A 22530-nucleotide genomic window follows, 5' to 3' on the forward strand; every position below is an offset into this window, starting at 1 on the left:
GTGCTGGATTTCGGCTGTGGCTCGGGCATCCTGGCGCTGGCCGCGCTCAAGCTTGGCGCGGCCAAGGCCGTGGGCGTGGACAACGACCCGCAGGCGGTACTCGCCACGGGCGACAACGCCGAGCGCAATGCGCTGCAGGACCGCATGCAGGTGTACCTGCCGGCCGACGAACCGCAGGCCACCTACCCGGTGGTGGTGGCCAACATCCTGGCCTCGGCGCTGGATGCGCTGGCCGATGTGCTGGCCACGCGCGTGGCGCCGGGCGGCCGCATTGCGCTGTCAGGCATCCTGCACGGCCAGGAAGACGAACTGCTGGTGCGTTACGCGGCCTGGTTCGAACAGCTTGAAGTCGCACGCGACGACGACTGGATGCGCATCACCGGCGTGCGCCGTGCTTGAATGACGCGATGACCGAGCCGACCCCGCCACCGCGACGTCCCCTGGCCACGTTCCTGCGTGCGTCCACCGAGCCCACGCCCGAGGCGGTCGACGAGGTCGCCCCGGACAGCGAGGTGGACAACAACGAGGACAATCCCGTTGTTGCCGAGGCGTTCGTGGAGGACATCGAGCAGACCGAAGCGGACATCGACCCCGCTCCGGTCGCAGTGGTCGAGGCCATGGAGCCCAATGTTGCTGCCACGCCCGCGCCCAGTTTCATGCGGGCACCCGAACGCGCGCCGCCCACGCCGCGTTGGCAGTGGGCGCTGGTGGGCGGCCTGGTCGTGCTGCTGTCGCTGCAGATCGCCGTTGCCGACCGCGCGCGCCTGGCCGCCGATGCCGGCAGCCGGCCGTGGATAGCGGGGCTGTGCAGTGTGCTGCGCTGCAGCCTGCCGGCCTGGCAGGAACCGACCGCCTTCAGCATGATCAGCCGCGATGTGCGGCCGGTGCCGGGTCAGCCGGGTGCGCTGCAGGTGCAGGCCAGCTTCCGCAACGATGCCCGCTGGGCACAGGCGTGGCCATCGCTGCGGCTGTCGCTGTCCGACGCCGATGGCCGCGTGATCGGTACCCGCGTGTTCGCGCCGCGCGACTACCTGGACCCTACGGCCGATGCCGCTTCCGTACTGGAACCGGGCCAGAGCGCGCAGATTGCGTTCCGGGTCCGCGAACCGGCGGCGTCCACTGTCGCATTCACCTTCGAGTTCCTGTAACCCGGCGTCCTGCCAACGAGCGTGGCGGCCCGGCCACGCACGCGCTAGACTGGCCCCCTCCAAATATTCCGCCAGGGTTGTGGTCCGCCCTGGCTTCGCACCGGGATCCTTCTTGAACGCTGTCCTTTCTCGTCCTGACAATAGTCGTGGCGCGCCGAAGCCGCCGCTGCGCGAACACGTGGCCCAGTCGGTCCGGCGTTACCTGCGCGACCTGGACGGCTGCGATGCGGATGACGTGTACGAGATCGTCCTGCGTGAAATGGAAATCCCGCTGTTCGTGGAAGTCCTCAACCACTGCGAAGGCAACCAGAGCCGTGCGGCGTCGATGCTGGGCATCCACCGCGCCACCCTGCGCAAGAAGCTGAAAGAGTACGGCATCGCCACCTGATGCCCCGGTGGGGGTGCGGGACGGCCTACAATATGGGCCCGCTCCGCTTCGATCTCCTGCCCCCATGAGTTCCGATCTGCTGCCCGTGCGCCGGGCCCTGCTTTCCGTTTCCGACAAGACCGGCCTGATCGACCTGGCCCGCGCCCTCGCTGCGCGCAACGTCGAGCTGCTCTCCACTGGTGGTACCGCCAAGGCAATCCGCGACGCCGGCCTGCCGGTCAAGGACGTGGCCGATGTCACCGGCTTCCCGGAAATGATGGATGGCCGGGTCAAGACCCTGCACCCGCTGGTGCACGGTGGCCTGCTCGGCCGCGCCGGCCAGGATGAGGCGGTGATGGCCGAACATGGCATCGCGGCGATCGACCTGCTGGTGCTGAACCTGTATCCGTTCGAGCGCGTCACCGCCGATGCGGACTGCACGCTGGCCGATGCGGTGGAAAACATCGATATCGGCGGCCCGGCCATGCTGCGGTCGGCGGCCAAGAACTTCGCCCGTGTTGCGGTGGCCACCGATCCGTCGCAATACGCCGAGTTGCTCGCCGAGCTGGATGCCAATGATGGCAAGCTGTCGGCCGCCAAGCGCTTCGCACTGTCGGTAACCGCGTTCAACCGCGTCGCGCAGTACGACGCGGCGATCAGCAACTACCTGTCGGCGGTGACCGCCACCGATGCGGCCGTGCCGCTGCGCACCGAGTTCCCGGCGCAGATGAATTCCAGCTTCGTGAAGGTCATGGACCTGCGCTACGGCGAAAACCCGCACCAGGCCGGCGCGTTCTACCGCGACCTGTCGCCGGTGGCCGGCACGCTGGCCACGTTCCAGCAGCTGCAGGGCAAGGAACTGAGCTACAACAACCTGGCCGATGCCGATGCCGCATGGGAATGCGTGCGCCAGTTCGACGCGTCGGCCTGCGTGATCGTCAAGCATGCCAACCCGTGCGGCGTGGCCGTGGGCGCCGGCAACGGCGATGCCTACGAACTGGCCTACGCCACCGACCCGACCAGCGCCTTCGGCGGCATCATCGCCTTCAACAAGCCGCTGGACGCCGCGACCGCCAAGGTGATCCTGGACCGCCAGTTCGTGGAAGTGCTGATCGCCCCGGATTACGAGCCGGCCGCGCTGGAGTACGCCACGAAGAAAGCGAACGTGCGCGTGCTGCGCATTCCGCACGGCGAAGGCCGCAACAACTACGACACCAAGCGCATTGGTTCGGGCCTGCTGGTGCAGAGCGCGGACAACCGTGGCATGCGCCGTGACGAGCTGACCGTGGTCAGCAAGCTGGCCCCGACCGAGAAGCAGTTCACCGACCTGTTGTTCGCCTGGAGCGTGGCCAAGTTCGTGAAGTCCAACGCGATCGTCTACGCCAAGGACAACCGCACCATCGGTGTCGGCGCCGGCCAGATGAGCCGCGTGTACTCGGCCCGCATCGCCGGCATCAAGGCGGCCGACGCGAACCTGGTGGTCGAAGGTTCGGTGATGGCGTCCGACGCGTTCTTCCCGTTCCGCGACGGCATCGACGCTGCGGCGGCCGCCGGGATCAAGGCGGTGATCCAGCCGGGTGGTTCGATGCGCGACGCGGAAGTGATTGCCGCGGCCGACGAGCACGGCCTGGCGATGGTGTTTACCGGCGTGCGTCACTTCCGCCATTGATCATCACAGGGATCCGGTTCTTGCCGGGTCCCTTTTTTCTTCCCCTTTGTTGCGAGAACTGCCTTGAAGATCCTCGTCATCGGCTCCGGCGGCCGTGAACATGCCCTGGCCTGGAAGCTGGCCCAGTCCTCCCGTGTCACCGAGGTGCTGGTTGCGCCGGGCAATGCGGGCACCGCCACCGAGGCCGGCTGCTGCAACGTGCCGGTCAAGGTCACCGACCTGGACGGGCTGCTGGCGCTGGTGCAGGCCGAAGGCGTCGAGCTGACCGTGGTCGGCCCGGAAGTGCCGCTGGTGGCTGGCGTGGTGGACCGGTTCCGCGCTGCTGGCCACCGCATCTTCGGGCCCACCGCTGCGGCCGCCCAGCTGGAGGGCAGCAAGGCCTACGCCAAGGACTTCCTGGCCCGCCACAACATTCCCACCGCGTTCTACGCGGTGCATACCGAGGTGGATGCGGCGCTGGCCTACATCCGCGAGAAGGGCGCACCGATCGTGGTCAAGGCCGATGGCCTGGCTGCGGGCAAGGGCGTCATCGTGGCGATGACGCAGGCCGAAGCCGAGGACGCGGTGCGCGACATGCTGTCGGGCAATGCGTTCGGCGATGCCGGCGCGCGCGTGGTGATCGAGGAGTTCCTGGATGGCGAGGAAGCCAGCTTCATCTCGATGGTCGATGGCACCACGGCACTGCCGATGGCCACCTCGCAGGACCACAAACGCGTGGGCGATGGCGATACCGGCCCGAACACCGGCGGCATGGGCGCCTACTCGCCGGCGCCGGTGGTCACCGATGAAGTGCATGCACGGGTGATGCGCGAGGTGGTGAATCCCACCGTGCAGGGCATGATCTCCGACGGCATCCCGTTCACCGGCTTCCTCTATGCCGGGCTGATGATCGATGCCAGCGGCGCGCCGAAGGTAATCGAGTTCAACGTGCGCTTCGGCGATCCGGAAACCCAGCCGGTGATGCTGCGCCTGCAGTCGGACCTGGTGGAGCTGGTGGAAGCGGCGATCGATGCACGCCTGGACGCGGTGCAGGCACAGTGGGATCCGCGTCCTTCCCTGGGCGTGGTGATGGCGGCCTCGCCGTACCCGGAGGCGCCGATCACCGGTGACGTCATCCACGGACTCGACCAGGTGCCGTCTACGGCCAAGGTGTTCCACGCCGGCACCACGCTGGATGCACACGGCCACGTGCTCAGCGCCGGCGGCCGCGTGCTGTGCGTGGCCGCATTGGGCGACAGCGTGGGCGACGCGCAGGCAAATGCCTATGCCGGCGTGGCAAAGGTGTCGTGGGAACACGAGTTCCACCGCAACGACATCGGCTGGCGCGCGATTGCGCGCGAGCGGGCATAACCGCCGCATCGCCCGACCAACGGTCGGGCGCTACCGGCCGGTAGGTGCCCACCGTTGGTGGGTACGCCTTCGAACCAACAAAAAACCCGGCGCTGCCGGGTTTTCTGTGTACTGCATTGGACGCCGCGTTATGCGGTGAACAGCGCCTTCATCTTCTTCAGCGCGTTCGCCTCGACCTGGCGGATGCGTTCGGCGGACACGCCGTACTCATCAGCCAGTTCCTGCAGCGTGACCTTGCTGTCGGCGTCCAGCCAGCGGCGACGGATGATGTCGCGCGAGCGGGCGTCAAGCTCGGCCAGGCCTTCGCGCAGCAGCTGGAGCTGGTTGTCTTCGCTGTCGGCACGCTCATAGGCCATCGACGGATCTTCGTCGTTGGCGACCAGGAACGCAGCCGGCGACGGCGGCGCATGCTCGTTGTCGTCATCGCTTGGCGCATCGAAACCGATGTCGCGACCCGAAAGGCGCGATTCCATTTCCAGCACTTCGCGTTCGGACACGTTGAGGTCCTTGGCGACCGCGGTGACTTCCGCCGCGTTCAACCAGCCCAGGCGGGTCTTGGACTTGCGCAGGTTGAAGAACAGCTTGCGCTGCGCCTTGGTCGTGGCGACCTTGACGATGCGCCAGTTCTTCAGGATGAACTCGTGCATTTCGGCACGGATCCAGTGCACCGCGAACGACACCAGGCGAACGCCCATGTCCGGATCGAAGCGCTTCACCGCCTTCATCAGGCCGATGTTGCCTTCCTGGATCAGGTCGCCCAGCTGCAGGCCGTAGCCGTTGTAACCACGGGCCACGTGCACCACGAAACGCAGGTGGGAATGGACCAGCTCGCGCGCGGCGTCCAGGTCCTGCTCGTCGCGGAAGCGGCGGGCCAGGTCCTGCTCGTCATCGACCGTCAGCACCGGGATCTGGTGCACGGCGCCGATGTAGGCGTCCAGCGAACCGAGCGCACTGGGAATCGGAAGATTGTTTGCCACAAGGGCAGTAGACATGTTCTGGCTCATAGGGGTCATCTTATCAGTCCCGTATTTGGACTGCTGACGGTTCAAAAAGTTCCAGCGTTCCGTGGGTGAAACGCTGACGAAGTTCAGGCCCCTAACGTACCGCGAAATGGTGACAGTGGCGAGTGGGTGGGTGTTGAGCCTATTCGCTTGATAATCAATAACATACACTCAAAAACGTCATCACCACGTCGTTTTGGGCAGGACAATCCCACCAAAAGACACCCATTCAGGATGAAAACGTTGCCATGCATTCAGCGCTGCCGTCCCCGAACGCCTGAACGGCCGCCCAAAAGCGGTGCTCCGGGGCTTAATAATAGCCAGACAAGTTCAAGAAGAACCCCTTCGCCTCATACCGCAGCTCGGTCAGGTCATCACTGAACTCGGTGAAGTTGTACCCCGCCCCGATCTTGAAGTTCTGGCCCACCTGGCGGTCCACGCCCACCAGCCAGCCTTTCTTGTCGCCGCCCTCGCGCACATCCAGCCAGCGGTACTCGCCCATGGCTTCCCACTGCGCGAACAACCGGTAGCGCAGCTGCAGGGCCGAGAAGTTGACCCGGCTGTCCAGCCACTCGCCCTCACCACGCCCGGTGCGGTAATCGCCCCAGCGCCCGGCCAGCTTGCCGGCCAGCTCCCAGCGGTCGCTGACCTGCATCACGCCCTCGAACGAGACGATCTGCGATTTCTGGTCGTACACGTTGCCGCCCACCTGGCCCAGCGAGGCCACGTCGTACAGATAGGTGTACTTGCCGAACGCCGCCCAGCGCGTGTTGTCGTGCGGGCGCCAGGCGAAGCCCAGATTGGATTCCACCAGCTTGGCGTCGGCCAGCGGGTTGCGCCTGTCGTCGGTGTCGGCGTAGTTGGCGCGCAACGCGATGCGCCAGTCTTCGTTGATCTTGTACAGCAGCCGGTTGGTGGTCACCCACTGGCGGCGGTCTTCGGCGCCTTCATCGCGGCGGTATTCCAGCTTGCTGGTCCACTGCGTGTTGGCATCGGTGCGGCCGCCGTTGACGCTGTACGCGCGGCGGTCGACCCGCCCGGTGGTGGCGTCCAGCTCGCCATCCATCACGCTGAAGCCCAGCGTCCAGCCTTGTGCCGGGTAGAAGTCCATGCCGAAGGTGTGCACCAGCCCGGCGCTGTCGTCGCGGCGGTCCTTCAGGTACTGGCTTTCGTTGAACACGTTGACCTGGTTGCTCAGGCGCCAGCGCTGGCCCAGCGTCCAGCCCGACTGCAGCCCGGTGTCGTACAGCGGGTCGGTGGTGGTGCGGTCGGTGCTGTAGCTGTAGTTGCCGTAGAAGCTGTGCTCGGGCGTCATCCAGTATTCGCCCTCGAGCTTGGCCCCATCGCCGCGGCTGCCGCTGCTCACTTCCGCGCCCAGGCTGGAGCGGTTACCGAACAGGTAGCGTGCACCCAGCGTGGCCAGGTCGTTCTTCTCGTAAGCGCCGCTGTCGTCATCCACGGTCAGCTGCCCTACCCCGTACAGCTCCCACTTGGCGCCGAAGCGCTGCCGGTAGCTCAGTGCCGCCAGCGTGCCGTCCACATCGGTACCGCCGTTCTCCTCGCGTACCCGGCGCAATTCGGCACCGAGCTGGCCATCGTTGCCCAGCCGCCAGTCCATCGTGAGCTGCGACTGCTCCACGGCAACCTCACCACGTTCTGCGCGGCTGTGCCGGCCGTACAGGCTCAGGTTGTCGGTGAAGTAGCCCAGGAACTCCGCGCCGTACTCTTCCAGTGCCAGCCCGCTGTCCATGCGCGAGACCGAGAAACCGGCATCCACGTCGCGCCACCATGCGCCCATGCTCCAGTCCTGCTTGGTCCAGCCCAGCTCGCGCAGGTTGGCGCGCGCTTCCACCGCGCGGGCATCGCCCTTGCGGTCGGCGCTGACCGGATTGCGCTGGATGAAGCTCAGGCCGCCGTTGTCCGAATAGAAGATCGGCGCAGCGGTGGCTTCGGTACGGGTCTGCTCCAGCTTGAGGTACGTGCCACGCCCGGCCTGCAGGGTGAGGTCGGCGCCCATCAGGCTGTAGTCGTCGCCACTGCGGTTTTCATCGACGTAGGTACCGCCGATCGCCACATGGTCGCCCAGCCACTGCTTGCCGCGCAGGCCGGCACTGACATCGTCGGTGCTGAAGCCCACCGGGATGTACTCGTAGTCCACCAGCAGCAGCTGGTCGTAGCCGTCCAGCGGGGTGTCGCGGGTCAGCGTGCGCACGTTCTCACGGGTGATCTGCGACAGCGCGCGGGTCAGGAACAGGCGGCCCTGGATTTCGTTGATCTCGTAATCCACGCCGCGCTGCAGGTTGGTGCGCACCTCGGTGCGGCCGGTGGTGCGGTCGCGCACTTCCAGCACCACCTGCTCCGAGCCGGGCAGCAGGTCGGTGTGGCGCAGGTAGTACAGGCTGCCGCCGGTGCCGAGGAATTCGCTGTGCCCCAGCGCGGACTGCGCTTCGGAACCGAACGCCTTCAACAGCGAACGCGGATCGCCCAGCGGTGTGGTCGCGCGCGAGCGCCAGCTCACCGCCGCGCCGTACAACGACCGCACGTACTGGCCGTACTCGGTACCGGTGAAGCCGGTGGCGAAGTTGCCCCACAGCGCCTGGTTCTGGTCCCAGTCCACGCGTACGTACAACTTGCCCTGCGTATCGACGTCGCGATAGGTGGTGGAGTCGTCGCCATACACCGGGTAGTACTGGTCCGGGTCCAGCCGGCGGAACACATCGCGCGCATCGGCATCCAGGAAGCCGTCGAACAGCCGCTTCAGTTCGCGGTCGTAGGTGTCGGCCTGCGCGGTGACCAGGTATTTGCCGCGCAGCTTGCTCTTCAGGTAGAACGCCAGCCGGCCTTCGCTGAGGAAGCTGTCGTCCTGGTCGCGGTCGGCGGCCAGCGGGTCGAGGTTGCCGCTGGCGGTGTTGCGCGACAACGTCACGTCAGCCAGTGCCACCAGGAACCGGTAGCTGCCGGTGACCTCCACTTCCAGCGTGCGGGTCAGGGTCGGCGCATCCATTGCCTCCACCTGCACGGTGTAGCGGTGCTGGCCGATCGGTTCCAGGAACTCGGCGGCGAACTTCTGCTCCAGGTCCACCGGGAAGCTCTGGCCGTTGATCAGCACCCGTGCATTCGGGCTCAGTCCACGCCCGTAGATACGCACCCGCGAGCCGTAGATCGGGATGTTCTGCTGGCGCAGCGCGTTCTGGCCATAGATGGCATTGCTGAGCTGCTGGGCCTGCGCATCGTCACCCTCCAGTACCCGGCCCAGGGTGCGCTGCACGTTGTCTCGGACCAGCTGGGTGCCACGCTCGTAATCGGTGGGCAGTACCAGCTGGAAGCGCTGGGCATTGGTTTCATCGAACGAACCGTCGCGGCCATAGGCGCGGGCGATGTACTGCAGGTCATCGCCGACGCGCAGGTTCAGGTTTTCCGGCAGCTGGCCGTCCCATTCGGTGTTGCCCACGTAGTCGACCGGCATCTCGATGCGCGCGAGCGGTGTGACCAGGTCGGTGTCGCTGCCGCGATAGATCACCACCTCCAGCCGTTCGATGAACGAGGCGTAGTTGTTGTAGCCATGGAAGCGCAGCGGCTTGGTCAGGCGTCCGTTCTCGAACGGGGCCATCGAACCGGTCTGCACGTTGAGCACCGGCGCCGACAGTGCCGGGTCTTCGGTGGCCCACACCACCGCGCCGTCAGGCAGCTCGGTGGCCGAGGCGCCATTGGGCGCCGGCACGAACGCGCCGGGCGCCGTCGGATCGGACGGCGCATCCGCCGCCGGGTGCACCTGCAGCAGCAGGTCGTTGCCCTGGCGGCAGCCATCCACGCCGCACAGCGTGGTGGGCACCTCCGGCACGGGTTGCGGAGCCTGCGCGTGGCTGGTCGGCAGCCACAGCACCAGCAGGAGCACCAGGGGGCTGAGTGAGGTCTTGTTGATCATGGGCATCTCCTCAGCGATCCGCACGGGTGGCGGGGCGGGCCGGCGCAGTGGGCTGCACCTGGACCTGCACACGGGCGGCAACGTCGGCCGGAAGGCGTGGCAGCAATGCCTGCCGCAACGCATCGGCACGCTGTGCGGCCAGTTCGGGCGTGGCCTGCCCCACGGCCACGTTGAGCTGCCCACCGCCCTGCGCCTGCAGCGTGCGGGCGGCATGCGCCAGCACCGCTTCAGCCGCCTGGCCGAGCGTGGCCTGGCCGGGTACGAACAGCCCCTCGCCCACCTCCAGCACCGATTGCGGTGGTCCCGCCTCCATGCGCCCCTGTGGCAAGGCGACACCGAAGTCGAAGCGCACCGGCAGCCCCGGGGTGATCCGCCGCACGAGCGGGTTGCGGGTGGTGAAGCGTGCCTCGGCCGGCAGGGTGCTCGGGTCGACCTTGAGGATGAAGTTGCGCCCGCGCGCCTGGCCGCCGTTGATGCCAACCAGGTGGTAGCGGCCGTAGGCGTCGGTTTCGATCACCAGGCCTTCCACCGACACCACGCGCACGCCGGGGATGCCGCGCTCGCCGGCATCCTGCACGCCGTTGCCGTTGTGGTCGTCGAACACGCTGCCGATCACCAGGCTCTCATCCAGCAGCGGATCACCGATCACCTCCACGTCGGCCGAGGCCACGTTGCTGATGGTGGTGCCCAGCACGTCTGCTGCGGTGATGCGGTTGGTGTGCACACCCAGTCCGACACCCGCCCCCACACGCAGGTAGTACACGAGCGTCGCCGAGCCACCTGCCGGGATATCCAGGCCATCGATCTGCAGCGGCGCCACGCCGCTGGCACGTGCGGCGTTGTCGGCATCGTGGGCCTCGAAGCCACCCGGGATGAAGGTGAAGCCACTCGGCAGGGTATCGAGCAGGGTCACGCCCAGCGCGTCGAAGTCGCCCATGTTCTCCACGGTGACCACGTAGCGCACCACGTCGCCCACCTGCACGCTGCGCTGGGTGGCCTGCTTGGTCAGGCGCAGCGCCACCGGATCGGCGGTGACCACCACGTTGACCCGACCTTCCACGCACACCGGGGTGGGCACGGAGTTGTCGCAGATGGTGTAGCTGAAATTGTCCAGGCCGCTGTAGCCGACGAAGGCGGTGTAGATGCAATCGCCGTTGGCGCAGGTTGCGCGGCCGTTGACTGCGGCACGTGCCAGGCGCATGGAGGCTGCATTGATGCGCGCGCCGCTGGTGGTGAGGTTGTCCAGCAGCGGCACCGTGGTGGTGGTGCCGCTGAGCACGGTGATGTTCTCGTCCACCACGTCCACGTCGTTAAGCTCCACCTGCACGGTGACGGTGGCGCTGCTGCAGTCCGGCGGCGAAGCCTGGTTGCAAACTGTGTAGGTGAAGGTGTCCGGGCCGCTGTAGTTGGGCGCCGGGGTGTAGCGCACGATGCCTCCGGCCAGGACCAGGGCGGTGCCCGACGCAGGTGCAGTGGTGATGGTCACGGCCACTGTCTGCGGATCCAGCGGCGCACCGTTGACCAGGTCGTTGGCCAGCACCGGCACGTCGATCTGGCCGTCCTGCGGCGTCGTGGCCTGGTCGGGGTTGGCTACCGGTGCCGCCAGTGGCGCGGCCGCCAGCGTGACCGACACCGTGCCGGCCGCGCAGACGGTGGGCTGCGCCACCAGGCAGATCTGGTAGGTGGTGGTGTAGGTGGTACCGGGCGTGCCGGCCGCCACGTTCACGCTGCCGTTGGGCTGGATGGTCAGCGCGGCGGTATTGACCGGGGTCAGCACGACGGTCGCCGGATCCAGCGGCGCGCCGTTCAAGCTGTCGTTGGTCAGCACGTTGATCACGGCGCTGGCGCCGGTCGCCGGCACATCCACCACGCTGTCATCGGCTGCCACCAGCACGGCGGGGTTGGCGAGTGTGACCGAGACCGTGCCGACATCGCACACCGACGGCTGCGCCACCAGGCAGATCTGGTAGGTGGTGGTGTAGGTGCTGCCGGGGGTGCCGGCTGCCACATCCACACTGCCATTGGGCTGGATGGTCAGCGCGGCGGTGTTGACCGGGATCAACACCACCGTGGCCGGATCAAGCGCGGCGCTGTTGTAGGTGTCGTTGGCCAGCACGTTGGCCACACCGGTGGCACCGGCGGCCGGTACGTTGGCCACCGTGTCATCCACCGCGTCCAGCAGGCCGGGCGTGGCGGCCAGGGTGACCGACACCGTGCCGATGTCGCACACGGTCGGCTGTGCCACCAGGCAGATGCGGTAAGTGGTGGTGTAGGTGACGCCGGGCGTACCTGCTGCCACGTCCAGACTGCCGTTGGGCTGGATGGTCAGCGCCGTGGTGTTGTTCGGGGTCAGCACCACCGTGGCCGGATCGAGCGCGGCGCCATTGAAGGTGTCGTTGGCGAACACGTTGAGCAGGCCCAGCGCGCCGGTGGCCGGCACGTTGGTGGCGGTGTCGTCCACGGCATCGAGCAGCGCCGCCGTGACCGTCACGCTGACCGTGGCGGTGTCGCACACGTTGAGGTTCGGCGCGGGCAGGCACACCTGGTAGGTGAAGCTGTCGGTACCGGTGAAGCCGGCAGTGGGCGTGTAGCTGATGGTGTTGTCGCCGTTGACCACGGCGGTGCCATTGGTGGGCGGCACCGACACGGTGAACACCGGACCCAGCGGCAAGGTGTCGTTGGCCGCCACGTTGAGCACGGTGGTACCACTGCCAGCGGGCAGGGTGTCATCGGCCGCGTTGGGACGCACCGCTACCAGCGCCGTGGCCTGCGCGCAGTTGGTGGGCTGCGCGTTCTCGCACACCTGGTAGGTGAGCGTGGTGGCGGCAGGCGTGGTGCCCGGCGCAACCGTGACCACCCCGTTGGCGGCCATGCTGTAGCCCGGCACCGCGCTGACCAGCGACGCGGTCACCGGCGTGGTGCCCGGCACGATCGGCGCACCGTTGAAGGTGTCGTTGAGCAGCACGCTGGCGGTGCTGCCCCCGGTCGGCGCGACCGGCACCCCGCTGAAGTCATCGCCCACCGCAACCAGCGCGCTTGCGGTCACTGTCAGGCTGACGGTGGCGGTGTCGCACACCCCCGCGCCGGGGACCGGCAGGCACACCTGGTAGGTGAAGCTGTCCGCGCCGGTGAAGGGTCCGGTCGGGGTGTAGCTGATGGTGCCATCGCCATTGACCACGACGGTGCCGTTGGCCGGTGCCACCGACACGGTGATGGTGGGGTTGGTCGGCAGCGTGTCATTGGCGGTGACGTTGAGCACAGTGGTGGTGCCCGCCGTGGCCGACAGGGTGTCATCGGCCGCGACCGGGCTGACCGCAACCACGGCGGTGCCCTGCGCGCAGTTGGTGGGCACCGCGTTCTCGCACGCCTGGTAGCTGAGCGTCACCGCCGCCGGGGTGGTGCCTGCGGCGACGCTGACCACGCCGTTGGTTGCCATGCTGTAGCCGGCGACGGGGCTGACCAGCGACGCGGTCACCGGCGTGGTGCCGGGCACGATCGGCGCGCCATTGAACGTGTCGTTGAGCAGCACGCTGGCGGTGCTGCCACCGGTGGCCGGCGCGATCGGGGTGCCGGTGAAGTCATCATTCACCACCGTCACCGAGGTGGCGGCCACGGTAAGCGCGACAGTGGCGGTGTCGCAGACCCCGGCAGCAGGCGCCGGCAGGCAGGCCTGGTAGGTGAAGGTGTCCGGACCGGTGAAACCGGCGTTGGGCGTGTAGCTGATGGTGCCATCGCCGTTCACCGTCGCGGTGCCATTGGCCGGTGCAACCGACACGGTGATGGTGGGGAGGTCGGCAGCGTGTCGTTGACGGTGACGTTGAGCACCGTGGTGGTGCCGGCGGCGGCGTTGAGGGTGTCATCCACCACCACCGGGCTGACCGCCACTACGGCGGTGGATTGCGCGCAGTTGGTGGGCACGGCGATTTCGCACACCTGGTAGCTGAGCGTGACGGCGGCCGGCGTGGTGCCGGGCGCAACCGTGACCACGCCGTTGGGCGCCATGCTGTAGCCGGTCACCGGGGTGACCAGCGAGGCGGTGACCTGGGTGGTACCGGGCACGATCGGCGCGCCGTTGAAGGTGTCGTTGAGCAGCACGCTGGCAGTGCTGCCACCGGCGGCCGGTGCGATGGGCGTGGCGGTGAAGTCATCGGCCACGGCGCTGAGCGTGGTGGCACTCACCGTGATGCTGACGGTAGCGGTATCGCAGACCGTTGCACCCGGCGCGGGCAGGCACAACTGGTAGGTGAAGCTGTCGGTGCCGGTGAAACCAGCGGTGGGCGTGTAGCTGATGGTGCCGTCGCCGTTGACCACGGCGGTGCCGCTGGTTGGCGGGCTCGGGATCGTCACCACCGGGTTGAGCGGTGCGGCGTCATTGGCCAGCACGTTGAGCACGGTGGTGGTACCAGCGGTGGCGGGCAGCGCATCGGCCACGGCATCCGGGCTCACGGCCACCACCACGGACGCGCCGGCGCAGTTGGTCGGCACCGCGTTCTCGCACACCTGGTAATTCAGCGTGACTGCTGCAGGGGTCGTGCCCGGGGCTACGCTGACCACGCCATTGGCAGCCATGGTGTAGCCGGCCACGCTGGTGAGCAGCGAGGCAGTCACCGGGGTGGTGCCCGGCACGATCGGCGCGCCGTTGAAGGTGTCGTTGAGCAGCACACTGGCGGTGCTGCCACCGGCCGCCGGTGCGATGGGCGTGGCGGTGAAGTCATCGGCTACGGCGGTAAGCGTGGTGGCACTCACCGTGATGCTGACGGTAGCGGTATCGCAGACCGTTGCGCCCGGCGCGGGCAGGCACAGCTGGTAGGTGAACGTGTCGGTACCGGTGAACGGCCCGGTGGGCGTGTAGCTGATACTGCCGTCGCCGTTGACCACGGCGGTGCCGCTGGTCGGCGGGGTCGGGATCGTGACCACCGGGTTCAGCGGTGCGGCATCGTTGGCCAGCACGTTGAGCACGGTGGTGGTGCCGGCGGCGGCGGGCAGCGTATCGGCCACCGCGTCCGGGCTCACCGCCACCACGACGGCGGCGCTGGCGCAGTTGGTGGGGACCGCGTTCTCGCACACCTGGTAGTTCAGCGTGACCGCTGCCGGCGTGGTGCCCGGGGCCACGGTGACAACACCGTTGGCAGCCATGGTGTAGCCGGTGGCGGGGGTGAGCAGCGAGGCGGTCACCGCGGTGGTGCCGGGCACGATGGGCGCGCCGTTGAACGTGTCGTTGAGCAGCACGCTGGCAGTGCTGCCACCGGCCGCCGGAGCGATGGGCGTGGCAGTGAAGTCGTCGTTCACTGCCACCAGGCCGGTGACGCTGACGGTGACCGCAACCGATGCGGTATCGCACACGGCGGCGCCCGGCGCCGGCAGGCACACCTGGTAGGTGAAGCTGTCCGCGCCGGTGAAACCGGCAGTCGGCGTGTACGTGATGGTGCCGTCGCCATTGACCGCGGCGGTGCCGTTGGTCGGTGCAACCGATACGGTGATGGTCGGATTTGCCGGCAACGTGTCGTTGGCGGTGACGTTGAGCACCGTGGCAACGCCTGCAGCCGCCGGCAGGGCGTCGTCCACCGCGACCGGACTCACCGCGACCACGGCGGCAGCGGCCGCGCAATTGGTCGGGACGGCGGTTTCGCAGACCTGGTAGTTCAGCGTGACCGCAGCGGGCGTGGTGCCCGGTGCCACGCTGATCACCCCGTTGGCGGCCATGCTGTAGCCGGGTTCCACGGTCAGCAGCGTGGCGGTCACCGGCGTGGTGCCGGGCACGATCGCCACCCCATTGAAGGTGTCGTTGAGCAGCACGCTGGCGGTGCTGCCGCCAGCGGCAGGTGCGATCGGCGTGGTGGTGAAATCATCGGGCGCGGCGGTGAGGGTGGTCACACCGACGGTGACGGCCACGGTCGCGGTATCGCAGACACCCGCGGCCGGTGCCGGCAGGCATACCTGGTAGGTGAAGCTGTCGGCGCCGGTGAAGCCGGCGTTGGGCGTGTAGCTGATGGTGCCGTCGCCGTTGACCAGCGCCGCACCGTTGGCCGGCGCGGCCGGGACGGTGACGGCCGGGGCAAGCGGCGCGGTGTCGTTGGCCAGCACGTTGAGCACGGTGGTGGTGCCGGCGGTGGCCGGCAACGCGTCATCCACCGCCTCCGGACTGACTGCTACCAGGGCAGTGGCGCCAGCACAGTTGGTGGGCACGGCGTTTTCACACACCTGGTAGTTCAGCGTGACCGCAGCCGGCGTCGTACCCGGCGCCACGGTGATCACGCCATTGGCGGCCATGCTGTAGCCGGTGACCGGGGAAGACAGCGAGGCGGTGACGGCGGTGGTACCCGGAATGATCGGCGCGCCGCTGAAGGTGTCGTTGAGCAGCACGCTGGTGGTGCTGCCGCCGGTGGCCGGCGCGATCGGCGTTGCCGTGAAGTCATCGGCCACGGCGATGAGCGTGGTCGCACTGACGGTGACGCTGACGGTGGCGGTATCGCAGACAGTGCCGCCTGGTGCGGGCAGGCACACCTGGTAGGTGAAGCTGTCCGTACCGACGAAGGCGCCCGTCGGCGTGTAGCTGATGCTGCCGTCGCCGTTGGCCACGGCGGTGCCGTTGGTCGGGGCACCCGGAATCGTCACCAGCGGGTTGAGCGGCGCGGCGTCATTGGCCAGCACGTTGAGTACGGTGGTGGTGCCGGCGGTGGCCGGCAGGTTGTCGTCGGCCGCATCCGGGCTGACCGCCACCACCGCAGTGGCGGCCGCGCAGTTGGTCGGCAATGCGGTCTCGCACACCTGGTAGCTCAACGTGACCGCAGCAGGCGTGGTGCCCGGCGCCACGCTGACCACGCCGTCGGCGGCCATCGTGTACCCGGTCACGGGGCTGAGCAGCGTCGCAACCACCGGGGTGGTACCGGGCACGATGGGGCTGCCGTTGAAGGTGTCATTGAGCAGCACGCTGGCGGTGCTGCCGCCGGTCGCCGGTGCGATGGGCGTGCCGGTGAAGTTGTCGTTGGCTGCGGCGAGCGTGGTGGCGGTCACGTTGAGCGCCACCGTGGCGGTATCGCACACGGCGCCGTGTGGCGCGGGCAGGCACAGCTGGTAGGTGAGCGTATCCGGGCCGACGAACGGACCGGTGGGCGTGTAGCTCAGGGAGCCATCGCCATTGACCACAGCGGTGCCGCCGAGCGGTTGCACGGTCACGCTGACCACCGGCGCAAGCGGGGCCACGTCATTGGCCAGCACGTTGAGCACGGTGGTGGCGCCAGCAGTGGCCGGCAGCGTGTCATTGACGGCATCCGGGCTCATCACCACCACGGCGGTCGCCGTGGCGCAGTTACTGGGCAGCGCGGTTTCGCAGACCTGGTAGTTCAGCGCCACGGACCCCGGCAGCGTACCGGCGGCGACCGCGATCACGCCGTTGGCGGCCATGCTGTAGCCCGATACCAGGGTGGTCAGCGATGCAGTCACCGGGGTGGTGCCGGGCACGATGGCCGCGCCGTTGAACGTGTCATTGAGCAGCACGCTGGGCGTGCTGCCGCCACTGGGCGGAATCGGGCTGGCGCTGTAATCGTCGTTCACTGCCACCAGCGCGGCGGCGGCGATGTTGATCGCCACCTGCGCGGTATCGCAGGTGGTGCCATCCGGCGCGGGCAGGCACACCTGGTAGGTGAGTGTGTCGGCCCCGCTCTGGCCCGCCGTGGCGGTGTACTGCAGGGTGCCGTCGGCCGCCAGCACGGCGGTGCCCTTGGTCGGGGCAACGGTGACGGTGAAGGTCGCACCGGCCGGCACGTTGTCGTTGGCGGCCAGGTTGAAGCTGCCCGGCTGGGTGCCGGTGACCGATGCGGCGTCGTCCTGCGCATCCGGTGCGATCAGCACCTGTGCTGCGGCGGTGTCGCAGTTGCTGGTCGAGCCCAGTTCGCACAGCTCGTAGGTGAGCGTGGTGGCGCCGGCCGGGGCGAACCCGGACACGGTGATGATGCCGGCCGCATCCATGCTGAAACCGGCCGGTGCGCCCACCAGGTTCACGGTGACCTGCAGCGGGTTCGCTGCGGCGCCGTTGAAGGTGTCGTTGCCGAGCACGCTTGGCGTGGTGCCGCCGGCACCCGGGGCAAACACCGGCGCGCGGAAGTTGTCGTCCACCGCATCCAGCGTGTTGGCAATGACGGTGATGTTCACCGTGCCGGTAGCGCAGGTGCCGGCATCCGGTGCCGGCAGGCAGACCTGGTACTGCAGGGTCTGCGGGCCAGCGCCGGCGGGCGTGTAGCTGAAGCTGCCGTTGGCCTGCAGGGTGAAGGTGCCCGCGGCCGGCGGCGTGAACACGCTGTAGGTGGACCCGGCCGGCGCGTTGTCGTTGATGCTGACATCGCCCACCAGCGGCTGGCCGGCCGAGGTGGTGTAGGTGTCGTCGGCGGCCGCAGGTGCGATCAGCAGCGCGACCGCGGCGGTGTCGCAGTTGCTGGTGGTGCCGGCTTCGCACAGCTCGTAGGTGATGCTCACCGCACCGGCGGCGGCACCGGCCGGGACGTTGATCACCCCGGCGCTGGTGATGGTGTAGCCCGGCGGTGCCGTGCCGGTCAGGCTCAGGGTGACCTGCGCAGCGGCCGCCGGCGCGCCGTTGTACAGATCATTGCCCAGTACCGACGGCGTGCTGCCGCCGGTCACCGGCGAGATCGCTGGCGAGGTGAACGGATCATCCACTGCATCCACGGTGTTGGCGGCGATGACGAAGGCCGCCGTGGTGGTCGCACACACCCCGCTGTTCGGCGCCGGCAGGCACACCTGGTAGGTGATCGTGTCGCTGCCGGTGCTGCCCGGTGCCGAGGTGTAGGTGAAGCTGCCATCGGTGTTGAAGACCAGCGTGCCCAGCGTCGGCTGGCTCAGCGCGGTGAACACCGCGCCGACCGGCGGCGCGTCATTGGTGCCTACGTTGCCGGTAGCCGCCTGGCCCGACTGCACGGGGTAACTGTCGGGCTGCGCGGCCGGGCTCACCAGCACCTGCACGTTGGCGGTGCTGCAATTGGCCGGCACCGCGTTCTCGCACAGCTGGTAGCTCAGCGCGGTGGCGCCGGCCGGAACACCGGCCGCTACGGTGATCACACCGGAGACCGCATCCAGGCTGAAACCGGTCACGGCGCCCTGCAGGGTGGCGGTGACGGTACCTGGGGTAACCACGACGCCATTGAGGGTGTCGTTGCCGAGCACGCTCGGCGTGCTGCCACCGGTAAGGGCCGACACCGGGGTCGGGAACAGATCGTCGTTGGCCAACAGCGCGTTGGCACCCAGGGTGACGGTGACGACCGCGCTATCGCAGACTGCGCCATTCGGCGCCGGCAGGCAGACCTGGTAGCCGAACGTATCGGTGCCGCTGGCACCGGCATTGGGCGTGTAGGTGAACGCGCCATCGCCGTTGAGGATGACCGTGCCCTGGGTGGCGGCCGCACCGGCCGGGGTGAAGGCGGAGCCGGCCGGGGTGTTGTCATTGCCGGCCACACTGCCCGACACCGGCTGCCCGGCGCCGGGCGTGGTGATGGCATCGTCCAGCGCGTTCGGGCCCACCACCACCTGCACCGTGGCGGTATCGCACAACGTGGGCGCGGCGGTGACGCAGATGCGGTAGGCCAGGCTGACCGGACCGGCCACGGCATTGGCCGGCACGCTGATCGCGCCGGCGGCGTTGATCGTGTAGCCGGCGGGCGCAGTGATCAGGGTGGTGATCAGGTTGGCCGGCACAACCGCCGCGCCATTGAACGTGTCATTGGTGAGCACGCTGGCCGTAGTGCCGCCCGCCACGGCCGGAATGGACGCCGCGCTGAAGTCGTCGTTGACCGCGTCGATCACGTTCGCGGTGAGGTTGATCGTGACCGTGGCGGTGTCGCACACGGCGCCGTTGGGCGCGGGCAGGCACAGCTGGTAGCTGAAGGTATCGGTGCCGGTGGCACCGGCATTGGCCGTATAGGTGAAGTTGCCGTCCGTCAGAAGCTGCAGGGTGCCCTGTGTCGGTGCGGCGGTCTGGGTGAACGTGGAATCGACCACGTAGTTGTCGTTGTCGCGCACGTTGCCGACCCGCTGCGCGCCGGCCTGCACGGCGTAGCTGTCATCGACGGCATTGGGGCTGACCACCAGCTGTACGCTGGCGCTGGAACAGTTGCTGGGGGACGCCGCTTCGCAGATCTGGTACGTCAGCGTGACCGGACCCGCCGCAGCGGTGGCCGGCACGCTGATGGTGCCGTTGGCGTTGATGGCATAGCCGGCCGGCGCGGTGGTGAGCGTGGCCACCACGGCGGCGTCGGCGAAGGCCGCGCCGTTGAGGGTGTCGTTGGCGAACACACGCGGCGTTGTGCCACCGGCGCCCGGCGCAATCGGCGTGGCGGTGTAGTTGTCGTTGTTGGCAATGATCGCCGCCGCCTGCACGGTGATCGTGGGCGTGGTGGAGGTGTTGTCGCCCGGCGTGGGATCAGTGGTGCCCGGCGGCGGCGTGATGGTGGCGCTGTTGGCCGAGATCGTGGCCGGGGTGACGGTGGGCGCGGTACCACTGACCAGCACCACCAGCACTTCGCCCACGCCGACATTGACCCCGACATTGACGCTGTCGGTGCCCGACGCGGCGGAACAGGAGGTTGCGGCCGATACCGGCGCGCAGGTCCAGGTAACGCCGGTGAGCTGGGTCGGCACCGAATCAGTCAGCGTTGCACCCACGGCCTGCGACGGTCCCGCGTTGCGCACTTCGATGCGGTACTGCACCGCGCCACCTACGGGGACCGGCACGGCCGAGGTGATGGTCTTGACCACGCTCAACTGCGCCGTAGCCGCCAGGGTATTGCTGTCGCTGCTGCTGTTGTTGCCGGGGGTGGGATCGGAGATGTCGGCCGGGGCGGCGACCGTGGCGGTGTTGACCAGCGGGTTGCGGTACGCCTGCGCGTGCACGCCGGCGGTGGCCAGGGCCATCAGCAGTACACCGGCCAAGGGCAGCGCGCGGGCGCGCAGGCGGCTGGCGGTGGGCTGGGAAAGGAAGCGGCGGGCGCTGGCGGTCGGCATGCAGTGATCCTCGAAAGCACCGCGCAGGGACCTGCCCGCGCGCTGCGTGTTGCGTCGTTGCTGCCGAAGCGCCACCGCCACGGTGGCGCTCCGGGTGGGTACGACTAGTACGCGGTGGGGTCGGCGCTGAAGCGGACCGGCACGGTGATCGTGGCCTGCCCGCCATTGATCAGATCGACCCCGAGGCTGACGCTGTTGCCGCCGGCCGCACCGCCACTGGCGGCACTGCAGACGCTGCCTGCCGACGCAGCACAGCTCCACGGTGCGGTCAGCGTGGCGCCCGCCGGCAGCGTGTCGGTCACCTGCGCAGCGGTGACCGGATCCGGCCCGGCATTGCTGACGGTGATGACGTAGCTGGCCGTGCCGCCCGGCGTGTAGGTACCGCTGCCATCGGACTTGGTGATCGACAGATCCGCCTGGCGTGTTCGATTGGTGATGCGGCAGACCACGTTGAGTGGCTGCGCGGACAACGCCGGCGAGGTGAAGTTGAAGTTCTGCCCGGTGCCGCTGGTCAGGGTCGTGCCGGCCTGGTCCTTGCACTCCCACGTACTGGCATAGCGCGCCAGCACGGTGGCGGTTCCGGCGGTTTCAGCCAGGGTGTAGACGCTGCCCGGTGTAGTGACCACGGCCGTGGTGGCGCCGTTGTTGCCGACGTTGGCCACGCTGGCCAGTACCGTGGCGCCCTGCGCGACACTGAGGTTGAACAGCCCGGGATCCGTGGTGGGCGCCAGCGTCTTGACCAGCTGCACGGTCGCCGCGCAGCTCTGCGAAATGCTTTCCACCGTAAACACCGCTTGGCCGATGCGGATGCCGAGCAGGCCCAGCAGGTTGTCGACCACCCCGCCCAGCACTGCAGCCAGGACCGGCGCGACCACCGCATTGACCACGACCCTGAGCGGCTGCAGCAGCGTGCTGACCAGCGCATTGACGATGGTGTTCACCGGCAGCGGCAGCACGATGAGGTTGTTGACCAGGCGCACCACCGGCGTGCCGCTGGTGATCTGCAGTTCCAGCGAGTTGACCAGCGAGGTGACCAGAGAGGTTGCCGTGACCGTGCCGCTGGTCAGCGTGCGTGTCTGCGGATAGGGGCCGTTGAAGACCACCGACTGCGTCGATGGGGTCCCGGTGGCGACGGCGCGCACCGATACCGTCAGCGGCACATCGACGTCGGCCACCTTCACGGCGGTCAGCAGGTTGACCCCCACCGTGACAGCCAGCGAGGTGGCATTGATCGGGGTGACGCTGGCCGGGGTGAGCACGGCGGTGCGGTTGAAGAACACCGCATCGCTGATGGTGCCGATGTACAGGTTGACCAGGCCCGGCCGTGCCTGCAGGGTCACCGCGTTGCTGGCCAGGTTGACCGCGTTGATGGTGCCTTCGGCGCGGGCGATATCCGCATACACCGACAGGTGCAGCAGCGAGGCGGTGATGTTGGTGCCGGCCAGCGAGACGAGGCCGCCGACGTTGAGACCGTTCAACGCCGACACCAGCGGCGCGATGTTCAGCCCCTGGACGACGTCGAAATCGAATTTGAGGCGGATCGCTGCGCTGTGGAAGCCGGTGCCCACCGGGCCGCAGTTGTACACCGGCGGCTCGATCACCTGCGCCCAGATGCGCACATTGGCCAGGCCGCCCAGGCCGAGCGGGGCCAGCTGTGCGGTGGTGAGCGTGACCGGCGTGGGCGTGGTCACCACGTTGCGGAAGTTGTACAGCTGCACGCCACCGGTGATCAGGTCCAGTACGTCCAGGTTGACGTTGGCCAGCGAACCGGACGGCAGGCTCACCTGCAGCAGGTCGGCCAGGCGGATGTTGCCGCTCAGGCCGCTGAGCGAGGGCGTCAGCAGGTTGAGCGCGTTGGCAGCCAGCGTGTTGCCGTCGGCCTGCAGCACCGACACCAGCGCGGCCTGCAGCTGGCCCAGGGTGATGTTGGCGTTGAGCACCTGGCTGGGGTCGCTGACCTCGACGCCGCCGTTGAGGCGGGTCAGCAGTGCGTTGAGATTCACATCGGCACCGGCGATGTGGTTCCAGTCCACCGCGGTGATATTGATATTTGTTCCGGG

At 68.3% G+C, this 22530-nt stretch carries 10 protein-coding genes; 5 read left to right on the forward strand and 5 right to left on the reverse strand.

What is annotated here, in order from left to right; all coding sequences use genetic code 11:
* The 5 genes from QMX79_RS10415 to purD form a co-directional block, all read left to right on the forward strand.
* On the forward strand, positions 1-399 hold a 399-nt coding region (locus tag QMX79_RS10415; RefSeq protein WP_282246690.1), incomplete at its 5' end, for a 50S ribosomal protein L11 methyltransferase.
* 8 nt (positions 400-407) lie between these two features.
* Positions 408-1148: a DUF3426 domain-containing protein gene (locus tag QMX79_RS10420; protein ID WP_282246691.1), complete on the forward strand. Its 741-nt coding sequence runs from the start codon at positions 408-410 to the stop codon at positions 1146-1148.
* 112 nt (positions 1149-1260) lie between these two features.
* Positions 1261-1536 (forward strand): DNA-binding transcriptional regulator Fis, encoded by a 276-nt coding sequence (gene fis, locus QMX79_RS10425; RefSeq protein WP_068854228.1) that lies wholly within the window; start codon positions 1261-1263, stop codon positions 1534-1536.
* A gap of 64 nt (positions 1537-1600) precedes the next feature.
* Positions 1601-3184: a bifunctional phosphoribosylaminoimidazolecarboxamide formyltransferase/IMP cyclohydrolase gene (gene purH / locus QMX79_RS10430; protein WP_282246692.1), complete on the forward strand. Its 1584-nt coding sequence runs from the start codon at positions 1601-1603 to the stop codon at positions 3182-3184.
* Between the two features lie 63 nt (positions 3185-3247).
* Complete coding sequence (gene purD, locus QMX79_RS10435) at positions 3248-4534, forward strand: phosphoribosylamine--glycine ligase (protein ID WP_282246693.1); 1287 nt, start codon at positions 3248-3250, stop codon at positions 4532-4534.
* A 128-nt stretch (positions 4535-4662) separates the two neighbouring features.
* Here purD and rpoH read toward each other — a convergent pair whose 3' ends face one another.
* The 5 genes from rpoH to QMX79_RS10460 form a co-directional block, all read right to left on the reverse strand.
* Positions 4663-5538: an RNA polymerase sigma factor RpoH gene (gene rpoH, locus QMX79_RS10440; protein WP_068854233.1), complete on the reverse strand. Its 876-nt coding sequence runs from the start codon at positions 5536-5538 to the stop codon at positions 4663-4665.
* 307 nt (positions 5539-5845) lie between these two features.
* The gene (locus tag QMX79_RS10445) at positions 5846-9460 is read right to left on the reverse strand and encodes a hypothetical protein (RefSeq protein ID WP_282246694.1); all 3615 of its coding nucleotides are present in this window, start codon (positions 9458-9460) and stop codon (positions 5846-5848) included.
* A gap of 10 nt (positions 9461-9470) precedes the next feature.
* Positions 9471-13235 (reverse strand): Ig-like domain-containing protein, encoded by a 3765-nt coding sequence (locus tag QMX79_RS10450; protein ID WP_282246695.1) that lies wholly within the window; start codon positions 13233-13235, stop codon positions 9471-9473.
* Positions 13199-20470, reverse strand: coding sequence for an Ig-like domain-containing protein (locus QMX79_RS10455; RefSeq protein ID WP_282246696.1), 7272 nt, complete (start codon positions 20468-20470; stop codon positions 13199-13201). Before QMX79_RS10455 ends, QMX79_RS10450 begins: the two co-directional genes overlap by 37 nt.
* Before the next feature lie 104 nt (positions 20471-20574).
* Complete coding sequence (locus QMX79_RS10460) at positions 20575-22503, reverse strand: hypothetical protein (protein WP_282246697.1); 1929 nt, start codon at positions 22501-22503, stop codon at positions 20575-20577.
* Positions 22504-22530: the final 27 nt, after the last annotated feature.

The organism is Stenotrophomonas sp. PS02300 (assembly GCF_029959395.1).
In the GTDB taxonomy this organism is placed as follows: Bacteria; Pseudomonadota; Gammaproteobacteria; order Xanthomonadales; family Xanthomonadaceae; genus Stenotrophomonas; species Stenotrophomonas maltophilia_AD.

Coding starts and splice junctions, on each gene's coding strand:
- QMX79_RS10420 (WP_282246691.1), top strand. CDS start 408: ATGACCGAGCCGACCCCGCCACCGCGACGTCCCCTGGCCACGTTCCTG.
- purH (WP_282246692.1), top strand. CDS start 1,601: ATGAGTTCCGATCTGCTGCCCGTGCGCCGGGCCCTGCTTTCCGTTTCC.
- rpoH (WP_068854233.1), bottom strand. CDS start 5,538: ATGAGCCAGAACATGTCTACTGCCCTTGTGGCAAACAATCTTCCGATT.
- QMX79_RS10445 (WP_282246694.1), bottom strand. CDS start 9,460: ATGATCAACAAGACCTCACTCAGCCCCCTGGTGCTCCTGCTGGTGCTG.
- QMX79_RS10455 (WP_282246696.1), bottom strand. CDS start 20,470: ATGCCGACCGCCAGCGCCCGCCGCTTCCTTTCCCAGCCCACCGCCAGC.